Raw genomic sequence first — 3631 nt, 5'->3', positions numbered from 1 at the left:
TGACATTCCGGGTTGATGGGCCAGGGCATCAATGATATTGGTCGACGAATTTTGTAATAATGATTGCCGGGGGACAGTTGAAATAGGAGCCGGCATCCTGTTTTGCTGCGCAGCTTTGGAAAGGCCGGTTACCACAACTTCGTTCATTTCGACAATGGAAGGTTCCATCACAAAATTTGCGGATGAGGTTTTTGAAAGGTCAATCATTTGTATGATTTTTTTGTAACCTATCAGGCTAAGTTGTACCAGAACATTGGTCCGTGGCAAATTATCAATTCGGTAAGTACCGGCAGAATCTGAAATAGTGCCTGTTTTTAAATCCGGGATATAAATCAGAACACCGGTAAGTGCTTCGCCACTTTGTTTGTCTGTAATTTTACCAGAAAGAGATGTTTTTATATAATTTGAATTTGTGGCCATTAATATTTCAATAGGACATAACAAAATAGTTAATCCAATCATGAATATTTTCTTCATTGTACTGAATTTTTTGAAATTATAAGGAAGATATACCTGTCCTGACCGGTTAATTGATCCGGCAGGTACTGAAAAAAAATTAGTAGTGGATATCAGGATAGAGGAGGGGCCCTATGGGCAAAACAGGAAAATTCAGCCTGTACGTATTGTCTTATTTGGTTGAAATTAACCAGCCGGATATAAAAATTATTATAGAAATATTGGGTTAAATTTTTAGCAAGAAAATTGACAAATTCAAACTGACAGATCGGGCAGGGATGATGGGTTGAAAAGACAGTTTTACCAGTTTGAAAAGCAGCGGCAATATTTTGCTTTCCTTCAGGATGATGGTGAACAATCTTTACGGTATAAGCTGTAGTGAATACCAAAAGATGGAATATCACAAGAAAAGAAAATGCTATGTTCTTTCGTCTCAACATCCTGAACTGATTTTGATATTGTAAACTTCTATACTTAAAAAATGTTCATAAAAATTAAGGATACTGGTTTTAGTAGGGGGTGTTTTGTGTAAACATCTCATTAACTTCCTGGTTCTTAAGTTTGAATGAATTTTTATTTAAGAAAAATGAAACAGATACATAGAAAATATGGGTATCCATATTTTTGTAGGGTTTATTCCCCTGATCATCAACGAAATTTTTGTTCAAGAAATTGTTCAGGTAATATTTGAATTTCAGGTTAAATCCATTCGGGAATTGTATACCGGCAAATACCGAAGGAATAAAGGTATGGGTACGGTTGCTGAACCATTCTGAAAATTTAGTCTTATTGCCGCCTTTGAAAGTTTTTTCTTTATAATTGAACAGCCATTCGTATTCACCTCCTGCATAGAAATAGGAATTGTTTTTGAAGTCCCCAATTTTAAATGCCAGGGGGACCCCCAGGGTATATGACCTCCTTTTAGTTTTCAAGGAATCTTCTTTGGTAATCAATCCCACATTGCGAATAGCCAGTCCCGTATACAAACCTTTGTGATTGTCAAAATCAAAATGCCAATATTCCCCGGCATGGAAAAAACAAGTGAAACGGAGGATTGAATTGATGTCTTTCCCATTATTATTGACATCTGCGTAGGAGAAGATTATTTCTCCGGATGAAAGACGGTAAGGTTTTTGAGCTTTAACTAACAAACAGGATGCAAATACAGCTATCAACAATGACCAGAATAATTTATGCATAGAGATTCAAAAGTAAGTATTCCAGAAAAATCATTTTATAAACGGTAAAAATATGGAAATAATATCGGTTGTTGCGATATTAAATTCAAAAAGTATTTAATGATGTAGTATGTAATTCTCAATTTTTTTGTTGTATGCCTCCATCAATCTCTTTAATACGGGGTTATCTGTTGAAAAGGGTTTGCCGTCTACCAGGGAAACCGGTAAAATTTTGGGAGAAGTACCTGAAATAAACATTGCATCAATATTCTCGATATCAGAAGCTTTTATTTCCTTTTCTTCAAAAGGGATAGAAAGTTCATTGCAAATTGAAATCACCTGTCTGCGGGTAACACCTGGCAGAACTTCTTTCAGGGGAGGGGTAAAGACTTTTTCTCCTTCAATGAAAAACACATTTGAGCGGCTTCCCTCGGTTATCGCACCATCTTGATTCACGAGCAGCGCTTCATAAGCATGATTTTCCTTTATGGCTTTGTTTACCGATTCCCTGAATTTCCAATCAATTATCTTCGCATTGGGATTTTGCCGCATTCCATGAAATGAAATAACCTCTATTCCTTTCCTGTATTCTTCTTCCGAAGGATAATTGTGGCGGATAAAGAAGGCAATGAAATTTTGTTCATTTCCGGTGAAGTTAATAACCAGTTTAATATTCCCTTCGGAAATCCCGTTAACCTGAATCAGTTTATTGATCCGGGCAGCAATTTCAAGAGGGAGAAGGGCTATTTTTAATTTTGCCAAATCAGCCGTGTGGGAGAGGCGTTCAAGATGATCTTCAAGAAAAAGAGATTTACCTGAAATGATGCGGATTACTTCATACAAGGCAATGCCCCTTTTTACCTGGTAATAAGTATCGAATGAATCTTTGTCCTGCACAGTATCATTCAATATCCACTTATTTCTAAAACATTCTGACATTTTATACTTTTTATTATACTTTCAAAAATACATCATTTCAACATTGGATGTCAGAAAATATTGGGGATCCGGAATCCTTAGCGCATGAAACTCCTTATTTTATTGGACATCATAAATGTCTTCAGGATTGGTTTTTCTTTTTAATTTGAGTTGTTTGACCGTTTTTTTTCTGATCAGCAACATAGGCAGAACAACGCCAAGGGCAAGGGAAATCAGAATAAACATTGCCTTCAGTCCGTTATTGACCGTATCTGCCAGTATCTGATGGTAAGCCAGCACATTATCCGTAGGGCCGGTTAATTGAACCAGGCCAAGTATCATTTTGTATGCAAAAGCACCGGGAACCATGGGGATTACTGCAGGAATAGCTAAAATCGTCGGGGGGGAATGACGGATATGGGCAGCCGGAATGATCAGAAACCCGATAATTGTTGAACCGGCCAAAGAAGAAATGACAACCCCTATGCCGAATTTCATCAACAGGAATTTGGTTATACCTGCCAGCATGGACAAAATATAGATTGTAAATAAAGTTCTTTCGGGTACATTAAAAAGAATGGCAAATCCTATGGCAACAACGCCAAACAATAAACTTTTTTCAAATATCAGTAAATAGTCCATCTCTTTGTCAAAAAATAAAACTGTTTTAAATATGAAAGGTGATATGATACAAGAACATTGCAGTCAACAATCCCATTGCAATGGCAAAAGTAATGATCAGTCCGTGTATCCCTCTGATGATGCCATTCATCACATTCCCGTCGATTATATCGGAGAAAGAATTGATGAGGGGAATGCCAGGAATCAGAAACAATACAGAAGTGGAAAAGGCATTTTCGGGATTATTCCCTATCCCCAGTTTGACGGCAAGGCCGGAAATCAGGGATGCGGTTAGTGCAGCTATGTAGATACATAAATAAGGATTAAATTTAAGCTTTGAAACCTCCTGTCTGACAAACAGGCCCGCAAATGTTGCAACCATGGCTACGACTATTTCTATGCCTTCGCCTCCGGCTATGCGGCAAAAAGATCCTCCTGCCATACTGATGATTAAAAGC

At 37.4% G+C, this 3631-nt stretch carries 6 protein-coding genes; all 6 read right to left on the bottom strand.

Annotated elements, in window-relative coordinates; genetic code table 11:
* The coding region (locus tag Q8907_14330) for a carboxypeptidase-like regulatory domain-containing protein (GenBank protein MDP4275449.1) at nt 1–477 on the bottom strand (477 nt) is incomplete at its 3' end.
* Nucleotides 478–569: 92 nt separating this feature from the next.
* On the bottom strand, nt 570–896 hold the full coding sequence (locus Q8907_14325; GenBank protein MDP4275448.1) for a hypothetical protein: 327 nt from the start codon (nt 894–896) through the stop codon (nt 570–572).
* A 69-nt stretch (nt 897–965) separates the two neighbouring features.
* Nucleotides 966–1655 carry a hypothetical protein gene (locus Q8907_14320; GenBank protein ID MDP4275447.1) on the bottom strand — a complete coding sequence of 230 codons (690 nt, stop codon included), beginning with the start codon at nt 1653–1655 and terminating at the stop codon, nt 966–968.
* A gap of 96 nt (nt 1656–1751) precedes the next feature.
* On the bottom strand, nt 1752–2573 hold the full coding sequence (locus Q8907_14315; GenBank protein ID MDP4275446.1) for an aminotransferase class IV: 822 nt from the start codon (nt 2571–2573) through the stop codon (nt 1752–1754).
* A 99-nt stretch (nt 2574–2672) separates the two neighbouring features.
* Nucleotides 2673–3194, bottom strand: coding sequence for a threonine/serine exporter family protein (locus Q8907_14310; protein MDP4275445.1), 522 nt, complete (start codon nt 3192–3194; stop codon nt 2673–2675).
* A gap of 25 nt (nt 3195–3219) precedes the next feature.
* Nucleotides 3220–3631: threonine/serine exporter family protein (locus Q8907_14305; protein ID MDP4275444.1), on the bottom strand; the 412-nt coding region annotated here is incomplete at its 5' end.

The organism is Bacteroidota bacterium (assembly GCA_030706565.1).
Lineage (GTDB): Bacteria > Bacteroidota > Bacteroidia > Bacteroidales > JAUZOH01 > JAUZOH01.
This window is presented reverse-complemented; position numbering and strand designations above follow the sequence as displayed.

Coding starts and splice junctions, on each gene's coding strand:
- Q8907_14325 (MDP4275448.1), bottom strand. CDS start 896: ATGTTGAGACGAAAGAACATAGCATTTTCTTTTCTTGTGATATTCCAT.
- Q8907_14315 (MDP4275446.1), bottom strand. CDS start 2,573: ATGTCAGAATGTTTTAGAAATAAGTGGATATTGAATGATACTGTGCAG.
- Q8907_14310 (MDP4275445.1), bottom strand. CDS start 3,194: ATGGACTATTTACTGATATTTGAAAAAAGTTTATTGTTTGGCGTTGTT.
- Q8907_14320 (MDP4275447.1), bottom strand. CDS start 1,655: ATGCATAAATTATTCTGGTCATTGTTGATAGCTGTATTTGCATCCTGT.